18 protein-coding genes and 1 other RNA gene are annotated in these 22,960 nt (G+C 60.1%); 9 read left to right on the forward strand and 10 right to left on the reverse strand.

Annotated elements, in window-relative coordinates:
- Nucleotides 1-168: 168 nt before the first annotated feature.
- The 5 genes from hflC to V6S97_RS05540 form a co-directional block, all read right to left on the reverse strand.
- Nucleotides 169-1,092: a protease modulator HflC gene (gene hflC / locus V6S97_RS05520; RefSeq protein ID WP_060727395.1), complete on the reverse strand. Its 924-nt coding sequence runs from the start codon at nucleotides 1,090-1,092 to the stop codon at nucleotides 169-171.
- Nucleotide 1,093: 1 nt separating this feature from the next.
- Nucleotides 1,094-2,212, reverse strand: a complete 1,119-nt coding sequence (gene hflK / locus V6S97_RS05525; protein ID WP_003507538.1) for an FtsH protease activity modulator HflK — start codon at nucleotides 2,210-2,212, stop codon at nucleotides 1,094-1,096.
- Nucleotides 2,213-2,355: 143 nt separating this feature from the next.
- Entirely contained in the window at nucleotides 2,356-2,883 is a 528-nt protein-coding gene (locus V6S97_RS05530) for a dihydrofolate reductase (protein ID WP_129566291.1), read from the reverse strand.
- Entirely contained in the window at nucleotides 2,880-3,674 is a 795-nt protein-coding gene (locus tag V6S97_RS05535) for a thymidylate synthase (protein ID WP_003507534.1), read from the reverse strand. The genes V6S97_RS05530 and V6S97_RS05535 overlap by 4 nt, the downstream gene beginning before the upstream one ends.
- Nucleotides 3,675-3,766: 92 nt before the next feature.
- The gene (locus tag V6S97_RS05540) at nucleotides 3,767-4,075 is read right to left on the reverse strand and encodes a DUF2853 family protein (RefSeq protein WP_003507532.1); all 309 of its coding nucleotides are present in this window, start codon (nucleotides 4,073-4,075) and stop codon (nucleotides 3,767-3,769) included.
- Nucleotides 4,076-4,217: 142 nt separating this feature from the next.
- On the opposite strand from V6S97_RS05540, the gene ssrA reads away from it, so the two are divergent.
- From ssrA to V6S97_RS05560, 4 genes are all read left to right on the forward strand, one after another.
- Nucleotides 4,218-4,590, forward strand: a transfer-messenger RNA (tmRNA) gene (gene ssrA / locus V6S97_RS05545).
- Between the two features lie 229 nt (nucleotides 4,591-4,819).
- Nucleotides 4,820-5,332, forward strand: a complete 513-nt coding sequence (locus V6S97_RS05550; RefSeq protein WP_060725078.1) for an SspB family protein — start codon at nucleotides 4,820-4,822, stop codon at nucleotides 5,330-5,332.
- A gap of 42 nt (nucleotides 5,333-5,374) precedes the next feature.
- Nucleotides 5,375-5,578, forward strand: a complete 204-nt coding sequence (locus V6S97_RS05555) for a DUF4169 family protein (RefSeq protein ID WP_003507529.1) — start codon at nucleotides 5,375-5,377, stop codon at nucleotides 5,576-5,578.
- Between the two features lie 112 nt (nucleotides 5,579-5,690).
- A complete protein-coding gene (locus V6S97_RS05560; protein WP_003507527.1) occupies nucleotides 5,691-5,900 on the forward strand; it encodes a ribbon-helix-helix domain-containing protein in 210 nt (69 codons plus the stop codon).
- A 357-nt stretch (nucleotides 5,901-6,257) separates the two neighbouring features.
- Here V6S97_RS05560 and V6S97_RS05565 read toward each other — a convergent pair whose 3' ends face one another.
- The 4 genes from V6S97_RS05565 to V6S97_RS05580 all read right to left on the reverse strand — a co-directional run bounded on the left by V6S97_RS05565 (nucleotide 6,258) and on the right by V6S97_RS05580 (nucleotide 15,901).
- Nucleotides 6,258-9,971 (reverse strand): AsmA family protein, encoded by a 3,714-nt coding sequence (locus tag V6S97_RS05565; protein ID WP_334426238.1) that lies wholly within the window; start codon nucleotides 9,969-9,971, stop codon nucleotides 6,258-6,260.
- Nucleotides 9,972-10,062: 91 nt separating this feature from the next.
- Nucleotides 10,063-11,475, reverse strand: a complete 1,413-nt coding sequence (locus V6S97_RS05570; protein ID WP_080864203.1) for an FAD-binding oxidoreductase — start codon at nucleotides 11,473-11,475, stop codon at nucleotides 10,063-10,065.
- A 134-nt stretch (nucleotides 11,476-11,609) separates the two neighbouring features.
- Entirely contained in the window at nucleotides 11,610-14,756 is a 3,147-nt protein-coding gene (locus tag V6S97_RS05575) for an efflux RND transporter permease subunit (RefSeq protein WP_003507521.1), read from the reverse strand.
- Nucleotides 14,753-15,901, reverse strand: coding sequence for an efflux RND transporter periplasmic adaptor subunit (locus tag V6S97_RS05580; protein ID WP_003507520.1), 1,149 nt, complete (start codon nucleotides 15,899-15,901; stop codon nucleotides 14,753-14,755). The genes V6S97_RS05575 and V6S97_RS05580 overlap by 4 nt, the downstream gene beginning before the upstream one ends.
- A gap of 224 nt (nucleotides 15,902-16,125) precedes the next feature.
- Here V6S97_RS05580 and V6S97_RS05585 point away from each other — a divergent pair, with 224 nt between their 5' ends.
- The 5 genes from V6S97_RS05585 (at nucleotide 16,126) to V6S97_RS05605 (ending at nucleotide 21,204) form a co-directional block, all read left to right on the forward strand.
- A complete protein-coding gene (locus V6S97_RS05585) occupies nucleotides 16,126-16,536 on the forward strand; it encodes a carboxymuconolactone decarboxylase family protein (RefSeq protein WP_334426242.1) in 411 nt (136 codons plus the stop codon).
- 100 nt (nucleotides 16,537-16,636) lie between these two features.
- On the forward strand, nucleotides 16,637-19,111 hold the full coding sequence (locus V6S97_RS05590) for an ATP-dependent helicase (protein WP_077998920.1): 2,475 nt from the start codon (nucleotides 16,637-16,639) through the stop codon (nucleotides 19,109-19,111).
- A 104-nt stretch (nucleotides 19,112-19,215) separates the two neighbouring features.
- Nucleotides 19,216-20,028, forward strand: coding sequence for a glycosyltransferase family 25 protein (locus tag V6S97_RS05595; RefSeq protein ID WP_060727401.1), 813 nt, complete (start codon nucleotides 19,216-19,218; stop codon nucleotides 20,026-20,028).
- Between the two features lie 271 nt (nucleotides 20,029-20,299).
- Entirely contained in the window at nucleotides 20,300-20,782 is a 483-nt protein-coding gene (locus tag V6S97_RS05600) for a DMT family transporter (RefSeq protein WP_004430816.1), read from the forward strand.
- Nucleotides 20,779-21,204 (forward strand): DMT family transporter, encoded by a 426-nt coding sequence (locus tag V6S97_RS05605; RefSeq protein WP_060727403.1) that lies wholly within the window; start codon nucleotides 20,779-20,781, stop codon nucleotides 21,202-21,204. Before V6S97_RS05600 ends, V6S97_RS05605 begins: the two co-directional genes overlap by 4 nt.
- 63 nt (nucleotides 21,205-21,267) lie before the next feature.
- On the opposite strand, the gene V6S97_RS05610 is transcribed toward V6S97_RS05605, so the two are convergent.
- Nucleotides 21,268-22,539, reverse strand: coding sequence for a DUF2778 domain-containing protein (locus V6S97_RS05610; protein ID WP_060725084.1), 1,272 nt, complete (start codon nucleotides 22,537-22,539; stop codon nucleotides 21,268-21,270).
- Nucleotides 22,540-22,960: the final 421 nt, after the last annotated feature.

Below are 22,960 nucleotides of genomic sequence, written 5' to 3' on the forward strand. Positions count from 1 at the left end.
CCTGCCCTGCATATATCGGCAAAGCATAAGGCGGAATGATGAAGTGTAAAAATACCTTTTCGTGAACAGGCGGGGGACGCCTTGCCCGTAGTCACAGCTTTGGCACGAAAACGGACCAAAAAGAAAGGGCCGGTAAAAACCGGCCCTCCAAAATCATTTTATCCGTTATCAGTTCGCCGGTGCCGGCGCAGGTGCGGCAGGTGCCGCGGAAGGCACACCGTCGATGTTGTTGAAATAACGGAAGAAGGTAGAGTCCGGAGACAGAACCAGCGTCGTGCCTGTTCCGCTCAGTGAGCTGGAATAGGCGGCCATCGAGCGATAGAACTCGAAGAAGCTCGGGTCGCGCTGGAAAGCTTCACCGAACACCTTGTTACGCTCCGCATCGCCTTCACCGCGCAGCACTTCGGACTGACGACGCGCATCGGATTCGAATTCCACGACCTGACGGTCGGCGATAGCGCGGCGACGCTGCGCTTCTTCGTTACCACGGGCGCGGATCAGTTCGGCCTCGGCCAGACGTTCCGACTTCATGCGCTCGAAGGTCTGCTGCGAGACTTCCTGCGTCAGGTCGGTACGGCGAATGCGCACGTCAACGATGCTGATGCCGAGTGATTCCGCATCGGGACGCAGATCGTCACGCACTTCCTGCATCATCGATGCACGTGCATCCGAGAGCGCGGATTCGAAGCCACGCAGACCGTAGACCCGGCGCAGCGATGCGTCGAGACGGGTACGCAGGCGCGATTCCGCCGACATCTGGTCACCCGAGACCGTCTGCCGGAAGCGGCGTGCATCCGTGATGCGATAGACCACGAAGGCATCAACCTCGTAGAACTTGCCGCCGGAGACCTGAACACGAATATTGTCGTGATCAAAACGCAGCGCGCGGTTTTCGACATATTGTACGCGGTCGGCGTCCATGAAGGCGAAGGGCAGCTTGAAATAGAGGCCCGGCGCGGTTTTGACATCCTGGATTTCACCGAAGCGAACGACAATGGCCTGCTGGCGCTCGTTGACGACGAAGATCGACGAATAACCGAGGAAAAGCACGACGGCGAGGCCGACGAGAATGGCCGTAAGACGGTTGCCCATATTAGTTGCCTCCCTGCTGTGCCGCGCCCGGATTGCCGCGCATGATCTCGTTCAGAGGCAGATAAGGCACCACACCCTGTTTTTCGTCGATGATGACCTTGTTGGAGCCCTTCAGGACCTGTTCCATCGTTTCCAGGAACATGCGCTGACGGGTTACATCAGGCGCGGTGCGATACTGGTCGTAGATGGAGATGAAACGCTGCGCTTCACCCTGTGCCTCGTTGACGACACGCGACTTGTAGGCGTTCGCTTCTTCGAGGATCTGCGCGGCCTGACCGCGGGCGGCACCGAGCTTCTGGTTGGCGTATTGGTTGGCTTCCTGAACGAAGCGGTCTTCGTCCTGTTCGGCGCGCTGCACTTCATCGAAGGCGTCGGCCACTTCGCGCGGCGGTGCCGCGTCTTCAATAGCCACCGCATTGATGGAGATGCCGGCGCCATAACCGTCCATCGTGGACTGGATGATGGTGCGCACATCCGCTGCGATCGCCTGACGGTTATCGCGGAAGATGTCCTGTGCCGGACGACGGCCGACGACTTCGCGCATGGCGCTTTCGGAAACCTGCTGCAGGGTTTCAGCCGGGCTGTCGACGTTGAAGAGGTAGGATTTCGGATCGGAGACCGTATAGAGCACCGAGAACTGCACGTTGACGATGTTCTGGTCGCCGGTCAGCATCACGCCGCTCGCTGAAGACGACGAAGCGCGCGAACCGATATTCTGCTGCTGCTCGGTCACCTTGACGATTTCCACCGTCTCGATCGGCCACAGATGGAAATGCAGGCCCGGCATCGAAATTTCATCCTTCGGACGCCCGAAACGCAGCTCCACGCCGCGCTCGTCCGGCTGGACGGTGTAGATGGACTGGATACCGAGGAAAACCAGAACGACGAGAACAACGATCGCAACCGCGCCGCCGTTGAAGCCGCCCGGCAGGACATTCCTGAAACGGTCCTGGCTGCGCCGGATGATCTCTTCCAGATCAGGAGGGCCGCCATTGCCGCCGCCACCGCCGCGAGGCCGGTTAGGCCCCTGCCCCCATGGGCCGCCACCGCCGCCCTGGTTGTTTCCTCCACCGCCGCCGCCCCAAGGGCCGCCGCCGCCATTCTGATTGCTCCAGGGCATCAATACCTCTTTATAAAAGCCTCTCCCGGTTCCGTTCGAAAGCGATTGCTCGCGTGCGGCGGGAATATCGACCCGTTATAAGAAGGAGAAGCGTCCGTTTCAACGCAGAGGTGGTAACTAAATACCCAATCAGGGTAAATAGTTCACTTTGACGCGGCTCTGCGCACATAAGTGGTGAACAGAACGGGATAATTGTCCCTTTCCCCTGCGGGAGCGGGGGTTTCCTCGGTTTTCTCAAAAACGCCGGGATCGATTTCCGGAAAAAAAGTGTCTCCATCCAGCTTTACCGCCACATGGGTGACGGAAAGTTGATCGGCAAAGGGCATGGCCTGACGGTAAATCTCGCCGCCGCCGACCACGAAAACCTCATCCACACCCAGTTCCGCAGCCTTGGTTTTTGCGAGTTTCATGGCCTCGTCCAGCGACGAGACGACATCAACGCCTGCAGGCCGATAGTCGGCATTGCGGCTGACGATGATATGCGGACGGCCCGGCAGGGGGCGCTCGCCGACGGATAAAAATGTCTTGCGGCCCATGATGAGCGGCTTGCCCATTGTCATCGCCTTGAAGCGCTTGAGGTCAGTGGAAAGCTTCCACGGCATGTCGAGGTCGCGGCCGATGACGCCGTTTTCGGACACCGCGACGATGATGGTGACGCGCGGCTCACTCATACCGCGATCGGCGCCTTGATGCTTGAATCGGCCTCGTAATTCTCAAGCGTAAAGTCTTCGAACTTAAAGCCGAAAAGGTCCTTCACATCAGGGTTGAGGCGCATCGTCGGCAAGGCCTTGGGTGTGCGCGTCATCTGCAGCTGCGCCTGTTCGAAATGGTTGGCATAGATATGCGCATCGCCGAGCGTATGGACGAAATCCCCCGGCTTCAGCCCCGTCACCTGCGCCACCATCAGCGTCAGGAGCGCATAGGAGGCGATATTGAACGGCACGCCGAGGAAAATATCCGCCGAGCGCTGGTAAAGCTGGCAGGAGAGCTTGCCGTCGGAAACATAGAACTGGAACAGGCAATGGCAGGGCGGCAGCGCCATTTCGTCCACCAGCGCGGGGTTCCAGGCCGAAACGATGTGGCGGCGGGAATTGGGATTGGTTTTCAGGGCCTCGATCAGAAGCGCGATCTGGTCGATATGGCGTCCGTCAGGCGCCGGCCAGGAGCGCCACTGTGCACCATAGACGGGGCCGAGATCGCCATTCTCGTCAGCCCATTCATCCCAGATGGAAACGCCGTTTTCCTTGAGATAGGCAATATTGGTATCGCCCTTCAGGAACCACAGGAGTTCATGGATGATCGAGCGCAGATGCAGCTTCTTGGTGGTGAGAACCGGAAAACCTTGCGCAAGGTCGAAACGCATCTGGTAACCGAAAACCGAGCGCGTGCCCGTGCCGGTGCGGTCTCCACGGTCGGAGCCGGTTTCCATCACATGCCGGAGAAGATCGAGATATTGTTTCATGCGTTCTGCCGCCGATTCCCTGATATCGAGGGAATATAATAGCACAGGGCGGCAGAACCAATCACCTAATGCGGGCTTATCCCCGGATCAAATCAAAGCGACTGAAGCTTACCCAGTTCCTTGGCGACCAGGTAATAGAAAGTCACGCGCGACTTGGAGCGGTCGGCGGCCATGGCCTTGGCGACGGCATCGATCGCCTGATCGGCCGCACCGTCGGTAACGCCGAGCTTCTTGCCGCACCAGCTCGCCTTCACGCGCGCAAGCTCTTCCGGATCGGAAGCGGACACCAGCGAGGAATCCCGGTTGCGCAGGGCAATGCCGAGATGCTTGACGATCTTGCCGACAATGGCTTCGTCGGCTGCTGCGTCGTATTTCTTCACATCTGCGAGATAGTCAGTCATGTCCACTCCTTCGTGTGTCCCCGGCCCGGTGTTGCTTCTGGTGACCGGTTGCAGGGAGAATGGGACAGCAATCCCTCGTCGTCAAGAATTGTCTAAAGTGCGGGCCGCAATCACGAAACCTTTTCATGGAATTGTCATCACCCCCCTTTTCTCGGGCGGCCGAAACGCCTATATGAGCCTTGCCGGGGCAACCCGGCTATGGCGATAAACGGTCGGTGTAATAAACCTATTGGACCCGGGGGCGGTACCCGGCGCCTCCACCAAAAACCGGCGGGCTTTTCAAGATGAAGGCCGGCTTTTGATGGGGGCGAAATAGGATCGACAAGGGCGTAAAGATCGAACTTTTGCTCGGCATGATACCGCCGTTATCGGGTCACAAGTGTAGTTGCAAATGACAACAACGCTAAGGAATATGCTCTCGCTGCCTAATGGCGGTGCGGGAATTCCGCTCTAAGTCCTCACGGTTAGCCCCGTGAGGCGGGGTTCGGAGGTACCTGGCAACAGAAACCTCCACCTTCTCCATTTTGCCTGAATTGATTATATGATAGCTGACTTGCGAACGGCGTAGGCTTTTCCGTTGCTGCCGTTCAGGACATTGCGTATACTTGGGCAACGCGTGAGCGTCAGGATCGGAAATGATCCCGGCTCAAGGATTACGCGAAGATTCAAAGTGTTACAGCGTCCTTGGCGCGCGAGCCGCGCCGCACATGAAAAGACGTTCGAATAAGGGAAAGACAGGACCGCATGGGGCAGGATCATATCCGTTACGACATTCTCGCACAGGATGCCCTTCGCGGCGTTATTCGTAAGGTTTTGGGTGAAGTGGCCGCAACCAGCCGCCTGCCCGGCGACCACCATTTCTTCATCACATTCCTGACCGGCGCGCCGGGCGTGCGGATTTCCCAGCACCTCAAGGCGAAATATGCCGAACAGATGACCATCGTCATTCAGCACCAGTTCTGGGACCTCAAAGTAACCGAAACCGGCTTTGAAATCGGCCTCTCCTTCTCCGATACGCCAGAAAAGCTGGTCATTCCCTATAATGCCATCAGAGGTTTCTACGATCCTTCCGTCAATTTCGAACTCGAATTCGACGTGCCTCTGGCCGAAGAAGAAGAATTGGAAGAAGCCGAAATCACCGCTTATCCCGTTTCCCACGAGGCAAAGCCGGCTGCTGCTTCCGAAACGCCCAAGGCCGGCGAGGAAAAGAAGGAAGGCTCTGTCGTTTCGCTGGATGCCTTCCGCAAGAAGCAATAACGGCTTACCCCGAGCGTACGAAACCCGAGGAGACATATCCCCATGGCGGCCGATATCGTCAATCTACGTCAGTTTCGGAAACAGAAAGCCCGTAGCGAAAAAGAAAAGCAGGCGGAGCAGAACCGCCTGTCCTTCGGCCGCGCCAAGGCGGAAAAAAATCTCACATCAGCCCTGAACGAAAAAGCCGAAAAGGCGCTCGATCAGGGGCGGCTCGAAAAACCCGATGACGGGGTCGGCAAAGACTGACAAGCCGACGGACCGCGCGAATTTCGGGACTATCGGAAAAGAATCGCAAAACAGGGACTTGCCGGGGAGATATGATTCAGACCTCCAACCGGATCCACCGGAGACCGATCTGATGATCCGCAAGCACTCCGCGACGTTGCACGGTCACCGCACCAGCATTTCACTCGAGGACGCCTTCTGGGACGAGTTGAAAATCATAGCGGACAGACGCAAGATCAGTTTCGCGGCCCTGCTTGCCGAAATAGATGACAACCGCGCCGCCGACAGCAATCTGTCCTCGTCGCTGCGGGTTTATGTGCTGAACTGGCTGAAAAACCGCTGAGATTTTCTGACGTACGGTAAAGACACGCAATCGATCACGACCTGCGACGCCTCTATCCGGATTTGTCCCCCGGACTACAAAAAATACTGCCGAAAACTCGTAACGCCGTGAAAGCATTCATTAAACATTAGCGGCCTAGTCTGCGCTGCAAGGCATTTCCCGTATTGCGTAGCCTTGCTTTCAAATACTGTTCCCAGACCTTTCCCATCCACCACGAGGCGTTCCGGGGCTCCCCCCGTTAGGGAACGAGTTTGCCGTGAGATTCTCGGCTCATGCTCGAGGATGATGCAACGTTCCGGGACAGGTTTCCGCACTTTCGCAATATGAAGGCCGATCAGCCTTCCCCTGCCCGCAAGCTTACGGCGTGGCAGGAGCGTTTTCCGGCGCCAGTTGCCGGATGGCGTTTTCCGTCGGAGGCACCACCAGAACCGGCGCGGATTGCCGCTCGGGTACCGGCTGTTGCCCCTGTTCCTGCTGCTGTTGTTGCAACCGCTCCTGCTGTTCCTTTTCCTGGCGCAGACGTTCTTCGGCTGCCGCCTTCAGACGCGCCTCTTCGTCAGCCCTGGCCTTGGCTTCCGCCTCCGCCCGCTCCTTCTCGGCCTGCCGCTCGGCCGCCTGAGAGCGATAAAGCGCGACTTCGCGGCGCAGGCGCTGCTTTTCAAGAACACTCGCCTGCATGGCCTCCACCCGGCGGCGTTCCTTTTCGAAAGCCCTGAGCGACAGGTAATTGCTGAGCGCTGAAACATCGGTCGTCAAAGCCGGCGCGGCAAGCGGACCGTTATAGTTGAGACGCACCGATGGCTCGGCCCCTGCGACCGTTTCGGTACCGGGATTGAACAGAAGATCGAGGTCGCCATTCACGGTCGAAGCCGCAAGATCAACCGTCGCGTCGGCCGTCAGCGTTACGGGATCGATCCCCGCACGCAGATTCTGGAAATGAAGCGAGCCGCCATTCAGCGAGAACGGCAAGGCCACATCGCCAAGCCCGATTTCACCCTGCCACAGGCTCTGGTCCACCAGCGGCCGCACCTTGGGCGCGTCGATCGGCTGCTGCAAACCATCAGCCGCCTGCAGGATCGGCGGGAAGGCACCGGGATTAAGTCCCTTCAGCACAAGCCCGCTGGCCCTAATTTCACCCGATCCACCCGCTGATTTCAGCATTTCACCGACACTTTTGCCCGTCGATTCGGCCGTCAGGTCAACGGCCACCCGACCTGTCGCAACCGGCCCGTTGGCATTGGCCCAAAGGATCGGCTCCGGATTGGCATCGGTCACCGCGATCTTGGTGCGGAAAATGCCCGCACCTTCGCCCGTCGACATGGCAAGCCGCCCCGTCAGCTTACCGCCCATGAAGGTGCCGGCAACGTCATCGAGCGACAGACTGCCCGCATCATGCGTGACCCTGGCCGAAACACCGGTGACGGTACCAAAGGGACCGGCCTCGAAGCTTTCCGCTTTCAAGGCGAGCGAAGCCTTGAGCTGCGGGAAGGCTGGCATGGCCAGAGGCTTGGCATTGAGCGCTCCGGTTTCCGGATCAATCACCGGCCCATAGATCGCATCCCCCAGCCAGGCGAGATCGACGGTTCTGACGGAGAGATCACCGTCTACAGGATGGGGCGCGGCACGCTGGAATGTCAGATTGCCCGAGAAAGGATTTCCGCCCGCCTGCCCGCCGATCGAGGAGAGTGCGATCTTTTGCCCGTCCACCGCCACTTTCGCATTGGCCTTCAGCGCCATGCCGCCGCCAAGCTGCGGCAGGCCGACAGCGTTCATGATGAGGTATGGCTCGATATCAGCGCTTTCAAGCGCCACATCGGCGCTGCCTTCGCCGAAATTGGCGGCCGAGACAGCAAAGGAACCGTTCATCGAAAAATGCGTCCGTTCCGTCGAGAAGCGCAGTTCCGTCTGGGCGGGCGAGCCGAGGGTGCCGTTGAGCTTGACCGAGAGAAGTCCTTCGCCATCCGCATCAAAGGGCAGCGGATCAAGCCCCGCCTGCCCGAACAGGATTGCGGTCGACTGGTTCTTCAGGACGGCTTCCAGCGACATGGCCGTATCATCGGTGATCGACAGGAAATCCGGCATCTTGGCAACGGCCGAGAGCCGGCTGCCATTGACGGTGCCGGAGACGGCGACGTTGGCCCCGCCATTTTCGCTATTGACCGAAACATCCATGGCAAGGTCGGAATTGGCGTACCATGGCGCACTCGCCGCCAGACGGCTGAGGAATGGATGGTTTGGCAATTTCTGCTGCAGCATGGTGAAGAACGGCTGCATATCCGCGGCATGCAGGTTCACCGTGCCCTTGCCGGCATATTTCAGCAGCGAACCCTGCAATTGCCCTCTGGCCTTCACCTCCGCGCCGGCAATATCACCGGCCGTCATGTTTTCAAGCGAGAGAACCCCGCCGGCCATGGTGAAGGCGGTTTCGACGTGATTGGCGGTCACACCGGCCATGTTGAACCGGTCGGCCTTGAATTTCGCGGTAATGCGGTGGTCGAGAACCGAACTGCCAACCTGATCGCCAAGCGCCAGACTGCCGAGCGCCCTCAGCGCATCGAGATCGATTTCGTTGCCCGAGAGATCGATGGAGAGATTGGAGGTCTTGCCGTCGGAGCGCCGCTCCAGCTCGCCCTTCAACGAGGCGTCGCCGATTGCAAGCTCCAGTTTGTCGAAACGCTGATTGAGCGTCGTCAAAGAAACATCGGCGGAAAAACCGGCGGCATTGAGCTGGCGGATCGCCGGATCGACGGAACCGGAAAGCCAGTTCGCCAGCCCCGAAGGCTGGTTGGAGGCGAGCAGCAGATTGCCGTTGAAAGCGGGGCCGCCAAGCAGCGTCAGCGATCCCTTGGCTTCAAGCTGGGTCCTGCCCGGCAGCGTCGCCACGGCATTCACCACCTGCCAGCCACTGCCTTCCGGGCGCACATCCAGCCGGATGTCGCGGATGGTCGTATCGTCGGAAACGAGTGCGGGAAGGCTGATGCTCGCCTTGCCCGGCACCGGCGGAACCGGAATTCGGGCCACTACGGCCGCAAAGGCTTCAATGCGCTGGCGAACCGAGGCGGTGGGCTGGCGTGAGGTCTTGCCCGTTTGCACGACAGGCGGCGCGAAGCGGGCGACATCTATCTGCTGGCCATCGGCCGTCAGCAGGAATTCCGGCTTGGCGCCGGTATCGAGCGTCGCCTCGCCCGTCACGACATAGGGATTTTCGCTGCCGCCGAGTTCCATGCGGTAACTCGGGATACGCACGCTTTCATTGGTCAGTTCAAAACTGCCGCGGGTGCGCGGCGAAGAAAACAGCGATTGGCCCGCCTGCTGCTTCTGCTTTTCATCCTCGCGGAAACTGAAGGAGAAAGAACCGCTATAAGCGGGCTTTCCCGCCGTTGCAGCAATCGCACCATCGAGATCGACCTCAACCGGATGCTCATCCGGCACCACGCGGACCCTGAGGCCCATGCGGCCGGCGGCATAATCCGGCTCGCTGCTGGAGAGCGAGAACGACCCCGGATGCCCGTCAATGGCGGCGCGCCCTTCGGCCTTCCACGGCCCGGCCAGCGAATTAGCGGACATGTCGGCGTTGAGACCGGTCACCACGCGATTGCGGCCGGATTGCTCGTCGATGAATTCGATCTGCCCGCCTTCGATCTGCACGCTTTCCAGAACCACGGTGCGGGCGGGAATTTCCGCCCGGCTGCCGCGCATCCAGTCCAGCGTGCCATCTTTCAGCAGCCTGATCTTCGCCTTGGGCTCCTCGATGCGCATGTCGAAGATGCGGGCCTCGCCCGAAAGGAAAGGCGCAAGCTCGGCATCCATGGAAAAACGCGCGACCTGAATGAGCGGCGATCCATCCGCATCCGTTCCGGCGCGCACATCATGCAGCGTTACCGAGGGGAAAGGCAGGATGCGGGCCTCAACGCGGCCATGCACAACCACCTTCTTGCCGAGAATACGGCTCGCCTGGTCTTCAAAATCGCGGCGGAAATCCGTCCAGTCGACGAAATAGGGAATAAGCAGCGCCGAGAACAGCACCACGGCCAGCAGTCCGCCCAGAAAAACCAGAATACGCCCGAGCACTGACCTGCATCTCCCTTCGCGAACGCTGCAAACCTATTCTTTTCTGCCTTAACGGCAAGCAGCCTTTTGTACCAATCAATTGTGAGGATGATCAGACAAGCCGGAACAACTTGCCCGGATTGAAGATATTATCCGGATCGAGCGACGTTTTGATGGCGCGCATCACATCCAGTGCATTGCCGGCCTCTTCGGCAAGAAAACTCATCTTGCCCTGGCCGATGCCGTGTTCGCCGGTGCAGGTGCCGTCCATAGCAATGGCGCGGCGGTTGAGACGGGCGACAAAGGCTTCGGTTTTCGCGACGCTTTCGGCATCCTTGCCATCAAACAGAATAAGGACGTGGAAGTTCCCGTCACCCGCATGACCGACGATCGGCGCGAGAAAACCGTTCTCCTCAATATCCCGCTGCGTTTCCACCACGCAGTCAGCGAGGCGCGAAATCGGCACGCAGACATCGGTGGACAGCCCATCGAGATGCGGTGCGAGCGCACGCGACGCCCAATAGGCGTCATGACGCGCTTTCCAGAGCTTGTTGCGCTCGGCGGCATCGCTCGTCCAGCGGAAGTCGACGCCGCCGCATTCCGCCGCGATCTCGGCAAACTGCTGCGATTGCAGAGCCGCCGTCTCCTCGGTCCCGTGGAACTCCACGAAAAGCGTCGGCTTCTCCGCGTAGTTCAGGCCGGAATAGGCGTTGCACGCCCGCACCTGCACCTCGTCAAGCAATTCGATGCGGGCAACCGGAACGCCCATCTGGATCGTCATGATGACGGCATCGCAGGCCGCCTTGATCGTGTCGAAGGTGCAGACACCGCCGGCGATCTTTTCTGGAATGCCCTGAAGCCGCAGCGTCACGGACGTGATGACGCCGAGCGTCCCCTCGGCCCCCACGAAAAGCCGCGTCAGGTCGTAACCAGCGGAGGACTTGCGGGCGCGGCGCGCCGTGCGGATTTCCTCGCCATTGGCAACAACAGCCGTAACGGCAAGCACATTGTCTTTCATCGTGCCATAACGAACGGCATTGGTACCGGAGGCGCGCGTCGAGGCCATGCCGCCGATCGAGGCATTGGCGCCCGGATCGATCGGGAAGAACAGGCCGGTATCGCGCAGATAGACGTTGAGGTCCTCACGCGTCACGCCCGGCTCCACCGTCACGTCAAGATCTTCGGCATTCACCTCAATGATGCGATTCATCCGGCTGAAATCGATGCAGATTCCGCCGTTGGGCGCATTGACCTGCCCTTCAAGCGAAGACCCCGTTCCGAAGGGAATGACCGGAACCTTGTATTGGGCGCAAGCCTTCACCACGGCCTTCACATCATCGGCGCTTTCGGCAAAAACGACCCCGTCAGGCGCCTGCAGGGTCAGATAGGTGGTGGTGTGCCCATGCTGCTCGCGAAACGCCTGGCCCGTCTGGATCTTATCGCCCAACTGCTGCTTCAGCACCGCGAGCACAGACGCAATGCCCTCTTCATTCCGCTCACCCGCAACAACGTCTTTCAGCGCCATCATCCGTCTCCACCGCAACATCTGCCCGTAACGGATTCGATCCGTTACGAAATTCCGTCAGGTGGTATGGGATAAGGTTAACGCTTTGTCCAGCATCGCGATTGCGCCGCATGCGGTTTGGCGACAACCCCGTCCTATTCCGCTGCGAGCAACGGCTTGTCCTCCTCCAGCGCCTTGCGGCGGGCGGCAAGTTCAAGCTCGCGATGGAGGCGGATTTCCTCATCCGCCTGCGGCTTGGCAAAACGGGCGATGAGCAGATAGGAGACCGGCGTGATATAAAGCGTCACCAGCGTCGCGAAACCGAGACCGCCGACGATGACCCAGCCGAGCGCGATGCGCGCTTCCGCGCCCGCGCCCTGCGCCAGCACCAGCGGCACGCCGCCAAGAATGGTGGCGATCATCGTCATCATGACAGGGCGCAGGCGGATGCTGGTGGCCTTTTCGATGGCTTCCCGCACGGTCGCGCCCTGATCGCGCAGATGATTGGCGAATTCCACGATCAGGATGCCGTTCTTGGCCATCACGCCAACAAGCAGCACGAGACCGATCTGACTATAGACGTTGAGGCTTGAGCCGGTGACGAGCAGCGCGATAACGGCGCAGGCAAGGCCGAGCGGCACTGTCGTCATGATGATGACTGAGCTCAGGACACTTTCGAACTGCGCGGCCAGCACGAGGAAGATGATGGCGATGGCGAAACCGAAGGTCAGCAACATGCCGCTGGAGTTCTCCTCAAGCGTCGCCGCCTCACCGAGCGGCAGCAGGCGGGCGCCGGGAGGCAGGATGGATTGCGAAAGCTCGTTCACCTTTTCCAGCGCCTGACCGAGCGAAACCCCGTCCTTCAGATTGGCCGTGAAGCCGACGGAGGGCAGCTGCTGCTCGCGGTTGAGCTGCGGCGCAACCGCATTTTCCTTCAGCGAAGCAATGACCGACATCGGCACGATCTTGCCGTCGCCCGTTTTCAGGAAGACGTTTTCAAGATCGGTCGGATCATTGATCGGCCGGGTGGAGGACAGGAGCCGCACCGGGATTGCATCGCCATCCACGAAAACGTCAACGACCGAGCGTCCTTCCAGCAGCGACTGCATGGCGCGTGACAGCCCGGTGATATCGATGCCGAGATCGGAAGCGCGCTCGCGGTCGATGGAAACGGAAAGCTGCGCCTGATTGGGCTCATTGTCGAAACGCGGCGTATCGAACAGGCCGCTTTCCTCCATGGAAAGCAGCAGTTTCTGCGTCGCCGCCGTCAGCGCCGCATAGTTGCTGCCGACCATCGCCATCTGCAAACCGTTGCCGGCGCCACGAATACGCAGGCTGTTCGGCTGCATCGCACTGCCGCGCAGCGCCGGCACCTTGTTGGCGGCGGACGTGACGTCAGCGGCGATCTGATTCTGGGTGCGCTCGCGGTCGGCCCAGGGGGCGAGCGTCAGCACCATGAAACCGGTATTGGACGAACCGTTCATGCCCGTGATGGAATAGATATTGCGGATTTCCCCGCTGTCGCGCAGCGGTTGCAGATTTTCCTCGATGCGCTGCAGCTGGTCGCGGGTATATTCAAGGCTCACGCCCTGCGGCGCGGTGACCCGCATCATGATCGAAGCACGGTCCTCGCGCGGCGTCAGTTCGTTCTGGATCATGCCGAAGGCAATCCACGACAGACCCGAAAAGATCAGCGCCACGATAATCACGATCAGCGGATTGTTGAGGCAGGCGGAAAGCGTTGACTTGTAGGTGGAGGCAAAGACATTGCCAAACCAGGCGAGCGGTCCCGTCTGTTCCTTCAACCCCTCCTTCAACATGCGGGAAGCCAGCATCGGGCAGAGCGTCAGCGCCACGATGGAGGACAAGCCCACGGCGAAGGCCAGCACGAAACCGAATTCGCGGAACAGGCCGCCAAGCTGGCCCGGCAGGAAGGAGAGCGGAATGAAGACGGCCGCAAGCGTCGCCGTCGTTGCGATGACCGCGAAGAAGACTTCCTGCGTGCCGAGAACGGCAGCGGCGCGCGGCCCCATACCTTCCGCCCGGCGGCGCACGATATTTTCCAGCACCACGATGGCGTCATCGACCACCAGGCCGGTCGCAAGAACGATGGCGAGCAGCGTCAGAATATTGACCGAAAAGCCGACCATGTAGATGGCGACAATGGTGCCGATCAGCGCCACCGGCATGGTGATCGCCGGAATGAGGGTGGCCCGCCAGTCGCGCAGGAAGAGATAAAGCACGACGACGACGATGATCGCCGAAAGACCGAGCGCCAGCTCGACCTCGTGCAGCGCGCCTTCGATGAAGACGGCGTCATCACTGGTGACGACGATGCGTGTGCCTTCTGGCAGATTGGCCGACATGGCATCGACGGCGGCCTTCACGCCGGTGGAAATATTGAGCGTGTTGGACTGCGCCTGACGGATGACGCCAAGACCGACACCCTGCACGCCATTGGAGCGCAGCGAGGTGGATTCGTCATCCGCGCCGAGCATGACGGTTGCTACGTCGCGAAGGCGGATATTGTTCTTGATGAGAAGGTTGGAAAAATCCTCCGGCTTCGTCAGGCTGGCGGTGGCGCGCACGACGATGTCCTGCGTCGTGCTTTTCAGCGATCCCGCCGGCACATCGAGGGCGGCGCTGGCCAGCGCGTTGGAAACATCGGTAACGGTCAGACCACGGCTGGCGAGTGCCGCCTGATTGAGATCGACGCGAAAAACCTTTTCCTGATCGCCATAAAGCTCGACATCGGCAACGCCGTCGACAGCAGCCAGACGGTCGATGATCTCGTCATCCACCAGCTTGGTCAGATCTTCCATGCTGAGCGTCGACGAGGTGACGGCAAGGCGCATGATCGGCTGGCTGTCGGAATCCGCCTTGATGATCTGCGGCTCGTCGGCATCATCGGGCAGCTGATTGGTGACGCGGCCAATGGCGTCGCGCACGTCGTTGGCGGCAACGGCCATGTCGACATTGTCGCCGAATTCCATCGTCACGCGGCTGGTGCCGAATTGCGAATTGGAAGCGATGGATTTGATGCCGCTGACACGCGCCACCGCACCTTCGATGGTCTGTGTCACTTCCTGGTCGATCGTCTCAGGCGCAGCACCTTCATAGGTGGTCCTGACGCTGATCGACGGCCGGTCGACGTCAGGCAATTCGCGCACCTCGACGCCAACCAGAGCGGCGAGGCCAGCCACGACCAGCAGCGTGTTGAGGACCGCCGCCAGGATAGGCCGGCGCACGAACAATGCGGTGAAAGCGAGCTTGGAATCCTGACCGGAAGGCGACTGCGTCATTGGCTGGCGACCTCCTCCGGCTTCGGCTGTTCGCCGACGCGGACGGCACCGCCTTCACGCACGCGCTGAAGGCCCTCGATCACGACTGGCTCGCCTTCCGCCAGTTCCGCCTTGACGAGAACCGCATCAGGGTTGCGCTGCACGATCTGCACCCGAACCTTGTTCGATTTGTTGTCGGTGACGCGCCAGACATAGGACCCTTCCGCATCCCACTGCACGGCCAGAGGATCGACCGAAGCATAGGTCTCCCCGGCAAAACGCATGGTGACGCCGAAGGACATGCCGGCCCTCAGTTCGTCCTTCTCGTTACCGAACTTCGCCCGGATGCGGATCGTGCGGCTTGCTTCATCGACACGGTTGTCGACAGCTTCGATTTCACCCTTGAAGGTTTCGCCGGGACGCGAAATGGAGGTCGCCTCCACCGGCATTCCGACCTTGATCACGGTTGCAAACCGCTCGGGTGCCCAGAAATTGACGAGAATTTCCGACCGGTCGTCGATGCTGACGATGGTTGACTGCGTGGTGACGTTGTCGCCGATATTGGCGGCGACGATACCGGCCACACCCTCAATCGGCGCGACGATGTCGCGGCGCCTGAGATTGAGTTCGGCGGTGCTGAGCGCCAGCTTGGCGGATTCTTCGGCAATCTGCGCATCCATCACATCGAGGCGGGAAACGGATTTCAGGTTCTTGTAGGAACTGGATTTTTCAATCGCGCTGCGCAGCGCGACCTGCGCCTTGTCGCGTTCGATCACCTGCTCTTCGTCATCGAGCCGCGCAAGCACCTGCCCCTTCACGACACGCGCGCCGGCGGCCGTGCGGATTTCTGAAAGCGTGCCCGATGTCTGCGGCATGACGACGACCGACTGGATCGCCTGGCCGTTGCCGATGGCGTTCAGCCGATCATTGACCGTGCCCTTTTTCACCGGAGCCGTCACCACCAGGGTGGCGTTGCCGTTGCGCCGCGAACCACCATTCTGGCCTGTGGGCGAACCGGCCGTTGCGACCTCTATCGCGCCTGCCGGCGTTTTGCCGAGCCCCATGCTGGCGAGCACATTACGGGCTTCGGGCGAATAAAAGCCCCAGAGACAGAGCCCTGCCCCCACCACGGCCAGACTGACACCCACCTGTTTCCAGACCCGCATATAGTTCTCCGGTTGATCATCGCAGCATAAAGCAGCCCCTGAAGCGCAGGCTTCGGGACATCAGCAGTATTCCCCCTCGTTTAAAACGAGGCAACGCACAAATCCGTTTCTTACGTAATTGTAATTTGTGATGGATTCTCGTCGAGCACACGACGAAGGCCATTTTTATCGCAAATATTCTTCAGCGCGGTAATCTGCCCCCAGGAAAAGAGCCGGAGGAAGCCATGAGCACCGTAACGAAAGTACAAAATCCCGAAGCCGATCCGCGCGTCAAGGCGGTGTTTGACGACATCCGCACCACCCGCAAATCTGACTTCATCAACAATATGTGGCTCTACCTTGCCTTCGATCCTGATCTTCTGGAAAAGACATGGGCCGAGGTCAAGGCGGTAATGGCGACACCTTCAGCCCTCGACCCCTTGGTGAAGGAAATGCTTTATATCGCGGTGTCCGTCACCAATGGCTGCTCCTATTGCGCCCATTCCCACACGGCCGCCGCCAAAGCCAAGGGCATGACCGGCGAGCAGCACGCCGATCTCCTGCGGGTCATCGCGCTTGCCGCCAAGACCAACCAGCTTGCGGTGGCGCTGCAAGTCCCGGTGGATGCCGCTTTTGATGCCGACAGGCAGGCATGATGCAAAAAATGCCTTGGAATAGGCGTTTTGACTGACGATACCGGAATAAAAGCAGAACGCGGTTCTGGCCTTTATATCCCGAATCACTACATTGGGCCGCATGAGCAACAGTTTCGACGATATGCCGTTCTTCGATGAAGAACCCGTGACGCCGCGCAGGGCGACGAATAATGCAGGCGCAGAAAGCGCCGGCGGGCTCGGCATTGCCGCCCGCGCGATGGCTGCGCGCGATCAGACGCGTGCCGCGCCCGATTATCTTTCCGGCCTCAACCCGGAACAGCGCGACGCCGTGGAAACGCTTGACGGACCCGTTCTTGTCCTTGCGGGCGCCGGCACCGGCAAGACCCGCGTTCTGACGACCCGCATCGCCCATATTCTCGCGACCGGCCGTGCTTATCCCAGCCAGATCCTTGCCGTGACCTTCACCAACAAGGCGGCCCGCGAGATGAAGGAACGTATCGGCGTTCTGGTCGGCGGCGCTGTCGAGGGCATGCCCTGGCTTGGCACCTTCCACTCCATCGGCGTCAAGCTTCTGCGCCGCCATGCCGAACTCGTCGGCCTGAAGTCGGATTTCACCATTCTCGATACGGACGACGTGGTGCGGCTGATCAAGCAGCTCATTCAGGCCGAAGGTCTCGATGACAAGCGCTGGCCGGCAAAGCAGTTTGCCGGCATGATCGACGGCTGGAAGAACAAGGGGCTGACGCCGCCGGATATTCCGGAGGGTGACAGCCGCGCTTTCGCCAATGGCAAGGGTCGCGAACTTTACACCGCCTATCAGAACCGGCTGAAAACACTGAACGCCTGCGACTTCGGCGATCTTCTGATGCACCCGATCAGCATCTTCCGCCGCCACACGGATATTCTGAAGGAGTATCACCAGAAGTTCCGTTACATTCTGGTGGACGAATATCAGGACACCAATACGGCGCAATATATGTGGCTGCGGCTTCTCGCGCAGCGCGCCAAGGACGAGCCGCAGAACGTCTGCTGCGTGGGTGACGATGACCAGTCGATCTATGGCTGGCGCGGCGCGGAAGTGGACAATATCCTCCGCTTCGACAAGGATTTTCCCGGCGCCAAGGTCATCAAGCTCGAACGCAACTATCGCTCCACCGAGCATATTCTCGGCGCAGCCGGGCATCTGATCGCCCATAATGAGGGCCGTCTCGGCAAGACGCTGTTCACCGAACGCAGCAGCCCTGACGATGAAAAAGTCGTGGTGCATGCCGCCTGGGATTCCGAGGAGGAAGCCCGCGCGGTCGGCGAGGAAATCGAACAGCTTCAGCGCAAGAACCACAAGCTGAACGACATGGCGATCCTCGTTCGCGCCTCCTTCCAGATGCGCGAATTCGAAGACCGTTTCGTGACGCTCGGCCTCAATTACCGCGTCATCGGCGGCCCACGCTTTTATGAGCGCCTCGAAATCCGCGACGCCATGGCCTATTTCCGCCTCGTCTGCCAGCCGGCCGACGATCTGGCCTTCGAGCGGATCGTCAACACGCCGAAGCGCGGCCTCGGCGATACGACCATCCGCAACCTCCACGACTATGCCCGCGCCCGTGATATTCCGATGCTGGCGGCAGCGGCCGATATCATCGAGACCGACGAGTTGAAACCGAAGGCCCGCAAGGCGCTGTTCGATGTGGTGCAGGATTTCCGCCGCTGGCAGGGTCTCCTGGAAAATACCGAGCACACCACGCTTGCCGAGCAGATTCTCGACGAAAGCGGCTATACCGCCATGTGGCAGGCCGACAAGACGGCCGAAGCGCCAGGCCGGCTGGAAAACCTCAAGGAACTCATCCGCTCGATGGAGGCCTTCGAGAGCATGCGCGGCTTCCTCGAGCATGTGGCGCTCGTCATGGATGCCGAGCAGAACGAAAATCTCGATGCCGTCTCCATCATGACGCTGCATTCCGCCAAGGGCCTGGAATTCGACACCGTCTTCCTGCCCGGCTGGGAGGAAGGCCTGTTCCCGCACCAGCGGGCTTTGGACGAAGGCGGTCGCTCCGGTCTGGAGGAAGAACGCCGCCTCGCCTATGTCGGCATCACACGCGCCAAGAAGCTCTGCCATATCTGGTTCGTGTCGAACCGGCGCATTCACGGGCTGTGGCAATCCACCCTGCCCTCGCGGTTCCTTGATGAACTGCCGTCGGCCCATGTGGATGTCGCGGCATCCGACAGCAATTACGGCGGTTATGGCGGACGCGGCGGCTACGGCCAGTCGCGCTTCGACAAGGCCGACCCCTTCACCAACAACTATTCCACCCCCGGCTGGAAGCGCGCGCAGCAGAACCGCAGCGACGCCACCCGCGACAATTGGGGCACCCGCTCCGGCCATGCGGTGGAACGAATCGGTTATGGCGAGAGTGGCCCGCGCACCCGTACGATAGAGGGCGAGCTGGTGGCGAAATCCGTCGCGGACAAGCCGTCGAAATTCTTTGTCGGCGACCGCGTTTTCCACCTCAAATTCGGCAACGGCAATGTTTCCGCCATCGAAGGTAACAAGCTGACGATCGACTTCGATCGCGCCGGACAGAAGCGCGTGCTGGATGGATTTGTGGAAAAGGTTTGATTCGACAACTATGAGTGCCCGCAGACCGCTTTTTCCGTAGCCCACGTCATGCCGTTGCAATAAAGGAGTTGCAATGGGGATGTGAAAACCGGGTGAGGACTGTTTTGCATATATTACCGAAAAGCCAGCGCAAGCTTGCGGTTTTCCTGATCAACATGGACAGCGCCACCAAACGCCTCGCGGATATGAACGCCCGCCTTGACGCCATGGGGCTGAAGGCGGAGCGCGTCCCCGGCGTCAATGGCAGGGAACTGAATTACCCGATCCCGGAATTCAGCGAGATTTCCTACATGCTCATGCATGGCCGCCGCACCTCGCCGCCGGAAATCGGCTGTTATCTCAGCCATGTCGCCTGCGCCCAAAAATTCACGGAAGGCGACGCCGATATCGCGCTCATCCTTGAGGATGACGTGGTCTTCGATGATGATTTTCTCAACGCCATCGATGAGGCGGTGCTGAACGGCGGCGACTGGGATCTGCTGAGGCTGACAACGGTCAGCAATGGCCGGAAATTTCCGTTCCGCCCGCTTTCCAATGGTCGTTCGCTCGCCATTGCGATCACGCGGGAAAAAGGGTCGGGAGCCTATCTCGTCAACCGCCGCGCCGGAAAATGGATATCGAAACTGATCCCCATGCGGCTCGCCTATGACATCGCATTCGATCTGGAATATCTCGCGGGCCTCAAGGCGGCGTTCATCTACCCGCTTTGCGCCACGCAAGATGCGGACGGGGAAAGCCAGATCCAGAACAATCTGCGCATCTACCGCCTTCCGCGCTGGCGTTATTTCACCGTACTGCCCTATCGCGCCTTTCTGGAAACCAGTCGTTTCCTGCTGCGCGGCATCCGCTTCGTCATGGCGAAGGCGAAGGTGGCTATGGGAGGCGGCAAGGGCAAGACCGCTCCAGCCAGTCATTGAATTATCTGTCTTACACTTCGCCGGGCGTGAACCCGACAAGATAGACGGCCGCGACCACGGCTGCGATAAGGAAAATCGAAACGACGAAAATCGTCATCCGGTTCAATGGTTTGCGCGTCGTTTTCTTCATGCTGCAATAATGCGCGGCAGGGTGGCTTGTTCCGCAACGCACAGGATAATGTCGCGTGAAGCAGCAAAGCGGCGCAATTCGATTCCGCTTCAGGCACATATCGGCTAAAGCTCGGGTTCCTCTTCAGCTTTCCGGCCCGCCATGACAGACACGACGCATCCACGCCTCAACCCGCTGCATCTTGCCGCCGCCTTCGCCAGCGGTTGCCTTTTGACATTGATGGTGCATTTCAACGGTCAGCTTGCCCATTACGGCAATGCGCTGTTTTCCTCCTGGACAGCGCATGGAACCGGCACGGTGGCCGCCCTGATTTATCTCGCCATCATGCGCCCGAAGAAAGACGCAGCAGCACCGGCAAAACCGAAAGCGCCGCTCTGGGCCTATTGCGGCGGGGTGGTGGGTGCCGCCATCGTCATCCTCACCTCCACCGCCGTCAATTCGCCGCTGGCGCTTTCCGGCACCATTGCGCTCGGGCTTGGCGGACAGGTGATCTTCAGCCTCCTGGCTGATCTTTTCGGCCTCTTCGGCCTGCCCAGAAGGAAGCCGGACCTGCGGGACATGGCAGCGGTGGCGCTGATCCTGTGCGGCAGCGCGCTTATCATCCTTGTGGGGAGAACGGCATGATACTCTGGATCGCCATGGCCTTTACCGGCGGCGTTTTCGTGGCGCTGAGCCGCCAGATCAATGGCCGCCTCAGCCTGTCGAACTCGCCGCTCATCGCCTCCTTCTGGAACCACATTGTCGGTTTTGGTGTGCTGACCGTCATCGGCCTTATCGTCGGCGGCCTCATTCCGCCGGGCGCGGCCGATGCGCCATGGCTCGCCTTTATCGGCGGCCCGATCGGCGTCGTTTTCATCGCTTCGGGAAGCTGGCTCATACCGCGCATCGGTGCGGTCAATACCGCCCTTCTGGTCATCAGCGGCCAAATGGTTTCAGGCGTGGTTCTTGATCTTTTCAGCGATCATCCGCCGAAAATCTGGGCAAGCGCACTTGGGATTCTGTTGATCCTGGCCGGCATGGTGCTGACACAGCGGCGCAGTCGCTAAAGCATTTTCAGTAAAAATGCGCAGCGGTTTTACGTCCGGAAAATGCGTAGAACTTAAGAAAGCTCAGGAGTCGCTGCCGCGCGAGAACATGCCGATCAGGGTCTTGCCGCCGCTTTTACCGCCGCTGCTGGCAAGTGTCGGCCGGTTACCGTTCAGTTTCGGCACCACCACCATGCGCTTGACTTCGCCGCGTTTGAAGGCCGCAAGGAAGCGCGAATAATCGCGGAACACAACGCAGCCGTTCGATTCACCCCGTTTTGCCAGCATGTAGGTGTGTGCCAGAAGACCGTCGCGGCCGTGCGGGTTGACGCCGCTTTCCGGTGTCAGACGAATGGCTTCGACTCCGTGGAACCGCGCCTCGCGCATCGTCAGACGATAGCTGGAGGGCGGCGTCGAACCGCGCATTCTCACATGCACGTAATCGGGGTTGTCGCGCATCTTGCCGATGCCGGAATGCGCTTCCAGCTTCTCGCCGTTCGGCATGTGCACGACACCGGAGGAAATATCGTAGATCGCCGTGCCGTTGCCGCGATCCGGCCACGGAACCGCATCCATCTTGCTCGGTTCGCGTATCGGATTATCAGGCTTTGCAAAGGCGAGCATGGCGCCGGTGCTCTGCTTGGGCGGCGCAGGTGCGCGCAGGGGAACCGGCGCATCAAAAGCAGGCGCCGAAGCAACCTCGACCTTGGACGGTGTGGCAGGGCGCGGTGACGGCTCGACCGCCTGAGCCGTCGCGACTTCAGGACGGAAACTCGGCAGCGGCACATCATCGGGCAGCAGGCTGCTTGCTTCTTCCTCGATCTGCGGCCGCGCCAGCGCCACTTCAAATGCCGGATGCTGCGGAACGGCGCTCTGATAGGCGACCTCGGAGGTGCGTCCAAGCGCCGAATCGACGATTGCCGAAGGCTTGAGCGCGGCGAGTTCCTTAACGGTCGCCTGCCCTTTCGCGTTCGCTGCCGCGCCGAAGCGCTCGCCGAATTCCTTCGCACCAATCTCGGGCATGATGCCGGCAAGGCGAACAGCCTTCTGCTGGCCGTGGCTATGGTCGCTCAAACGGGAAAACTTGCGGATGTGAATATCTCGCGCGGCCGTGCGGACAATCGCCGTTTCAGCCGAATCGAGCCTCGTCACCAGGGTCTTTTCAAACTGTCCGACACCATGCGAGGCAGCGGCCATGCTATGCAGCGAGGCAAAGGCTGCGACTGCGAAAAGGCTGGCAAATACGCCGCCGCCGAGAAGCGCGGACATCCGTCCGAGCGAAGAGGATTTGCCTCTCTTGGCGGAAGACGAACCGGTAAAGCCGGCACCATTATAGGCCGCAGCAGAAAACGCCATGATACTCGTTACTCGAACCGTTCACGCATACCCGGCCGACGCCGGAGGGATTTTGGGACATCCGAAGAGCGGGCAGACACCACGCCGGTTTCGGAATTGACTGGCTCGAAGCATGACGAATTATGGTAACCAAAGTGTTTACGAGTCCCTGCAAAAATATTTCGTTAAGGTCTGCGCATTGTAAGGCGAAGGCAAAACAATGACTTGCGCGGGTACTGCGTGCATCCGCACTGCATCGTCCCGGGAAATACCCCTTAAAGGAGCGTCATCGGCCTAAAAATTTCCGTCGCCGCATTGTCAGGTAAATTCCGACTTGGCCGGAAATTTGCTGCAAATGCGGCAGGACTGCGACAGGGCAAGTCCCTGCCGGAAACACCCATGCTTACCGGAGAAATCGAAAGGGGCTTGATCCGCCAAAGCC

The organism is Agrobacterium sp. CCNWLW155, assembly GCF_036888815.1.
Classification (GTDB): domain Bacteria; phylum Pseudomonadota; class Alphaproteobacteria; order Rhizobiales; family Rhizobiaceae; genus Agrobacterium; species Agrobacterium radiobacter.

What these genes read in the sequence shown, in the direction of transcription:
- hflC (WP_060727395.1), bottom strand. Translation starts at nt 1,092, where the DNA reads ATGGGCAACCGTCTTACGGCCATTCTCGTCGGCCTCGCCGTCGTGCTT.
- hflK (WP_003507538.1), bottom strand. Translation starts at nt 2,212, where the DNA reads ATGCCCTGGAGCAATCAGAATGGCGGCGGCGGCCCTTGGGGCGGCGGC.
- V6S97_RS05530 (WP_129566291.1), bottom strand. Translation starts at nt 2,883, where the DNA reads ATGAGTGAGCCGCGCGTCACCATCATCGTCGCGGTGTCCGAAAACGGC.
- V6S97_RS05535 (WP_003507534.1), bottom strand. Translation starts at nt 3,674, where the DNA reads ATGAAACAATATCTCGATCTTCTCCGGCATGTGATGGAAACCGGCTCC.
- V6S97_RS05540 (WP_003507532.1), bottom strand. Translation starts at nt 4,075, where the DNA reads ATGACTGACTATCTCGCAGATGTGAAGAAATACGACGCAGCAGCCGAC.
- V6S97_RS05550 (WP_060725078.1), top strand. Translation starts at nt 4,820, where the DNA reads ATGGGGCAGGATCATATCCGTTACGACATTCTCGCACAGGATGCCCTT.
- V6S97_RS05555 (WP_003507529.1), top strand. Translation starts at nt 5,375, where the DNA reads ATGGCGGCCGATATCGTCAATCTACGTCAGTTTCGGAAACAGAAAGCC.
- V6S97_RS05560 (WP_003507527.1), top strand. Translation starts at nt 5,691, where the DNA reads ATGATCCGCAAGCACTCCGCGACGTTGCACGGTCACCGCACCAGCATT.
- V6S97_RS05570 (WP_080864203.1), bottom strand. Translation starts at nt 11,475, where the DNA reads ATGGCGCTGAAAGACGTTGTTGCGGGTGAGCGGAATGAAGAGGGCATT.
- V6S97_RS05575 (WP_003507521.1), bottom strand. Translation starts at nt 14,756, where the DNA reads ATGACGCAGTCGCCTTCCGGTCAGGATTCCAAGCTCGCTTTCACCGCA.
- V6S97_RS05580 (WP_003507520.1), bottom strand. Translation starts at nt 15,901, where the DNA reads ATGCGGGTCTGGAAACAGGTGGGTGTCAGTCTGGCCGTGGTGGGGGCA.
- V6S97_RS05585 (WP_334426242.1), top strand. Translation starts at nt 16,126, where the DNA reads ATGAGCACCGTAACGAAAGTACAAAATCCCGAAGCCGATCCGCGCGTC.
- V6S97_RS05590 (WP_077998920.1), top strand. Translation starts at nt 16,637, where the DNA reads ATGAGCAACAGTTTCGACGATATGCCGTTCTTCGATGAAGAACCCGTG.
- V6S97_RS05600 (WP_004430816.1), top strand. Translation starts at nt 20,300, where the DNA reads ATGACAGACACGACGCATCCACGCCTCAACCCGCTGCATCTTGCCGCC.
- V6S97_RS05605 (WP_060727403.1), top strand. Translation starts at nt 20,779, where the DNA reads ATGATACTCTGGATCGCCATGGCCTTTACCGGCGGCGTTTTCGTGGCG.
- V6S97_RS05610 (WP_060725084.1), bottom strand. Translation starts at nt 22,539, where the DNA reads ATGGCGTTTTCTGCTGCGGCCTATAATGGTGCCGGCTTTACCGGTTCG.